Genomic DNA, 950 nt, shown 5'->3' with positions numbered 1-950 from the left:
TTGCTGAAGTTTTCGCTCGTTGAGTTTGTCTGATTCAAAAGCTTGGTTTGTTGTTGAAAGGTGGGCTTTGTTTTGGCGGCTTATTTATCACAGTTCTTGCTTGGGTTGATTCTTGAATCACTCAACCATTGCAATCGTGGCTTTTGGTCGTGTAAATTCAGTTTATCTCATTGAATTTGCATAACAAACGGCTCAAGAGGGATTGTCAACGCGTGGCGGCTTTAGTGCAAAATTGAAGTTCAGGGTTTACGGTGTGTTTTTTGAGTCTGGCGGTGCGTTGTCAACCCCTTAGCCGGGCGTTATGCCAATTATGAACAAGGAAGTTCAGATGAAAGTGATTGAAGCGAGTGTTTCAAATTTAGATGACATTGCGATCTTATTTGATGCTTATCGTCAGTTTTATGAGCAAGAAAGTGATATTCAAGGTGCTAGAAATTTTATCGAGATGCACATGAAAAATGGTGACTCAGTGATTTTTCTAGCCTTATCAGAAGGTAATGAGCCTCTAGGTTTTGCACAGCTATATCCTTCCTTTTCCTCAGTTGCGATGAAAAGGATGTGGTATCTAAACGATCTGTATGTGTCTGAGAATGCACGTAAAAAAGGTGTCGGCAGAGCTTTACTACAGAAAGTTGCTGCTTTTGCCAAAGACACAGACGCGATAACAGTCAAACTGGCGACAGCGGTATCCAATGAAAAAGCCAAATCGCTTTATGAGTCTGAAGGTTATGTGAAAGTCACAGCCTTTGAGCATTACACTCAACGGGTAAAATTGGCATAACAAACGGCTCAAGAGGGATTGTCAACGCGTGGCGGCTTTAGTACAAAATTGAAGTTCAGTGTTTACAGTGTGTTTTTTGAGTTCGGCTATGCGTTGTCAACCCCTTAGCCGGGCGTTAGGTGAATTGGGGGAATAATGCAGCAAGTTTTAGAAACAGAACGTTTAATCC

Annotated in this window: 1 protein-coding gene; it reads left to right on the top strand. The window is 41.8% G+C overall.

The genetic code is table 11. The features are described from left to right. Window positions 1-328: 328 nt before the first annotated feature. On the top strand, window positions 329-781 hold the full coding sequence (locus AACR75_RS02155) for a GNAT family N-acetyltransferase (RefSeq protein WP_019281518.1): 453 nt from the start codon (window positions 329-331) through the stop codon (window positions 779-781). Window positions 782-950: the final 169 nt, after the last annotated feature.

The sequence above is a fragment of the Vibrio sp. ZOR0018 genome, from assembly GCF_963865925.1.
In the GTDB taxonomy this organism is placed as follows: domain Bacteria; phylum Pseudomonadota; class Gammaproteobacteria; order Enterobacterales; family Vibrionaceae; genus Vibrio; species Vibrio anguillarum.
This window is presented reverse-complemented; position numbering and strand designations above follow the sequence as displayed.

Coding starts and splice junctions, on each gene's coding strand:
- AACR75_RS02155 (WP_019281518.1), top strand. CDS start 329: ATGAAAGTGATTGAAGCGAGTGTTTCAAATTTAGATGACATTGCGATC.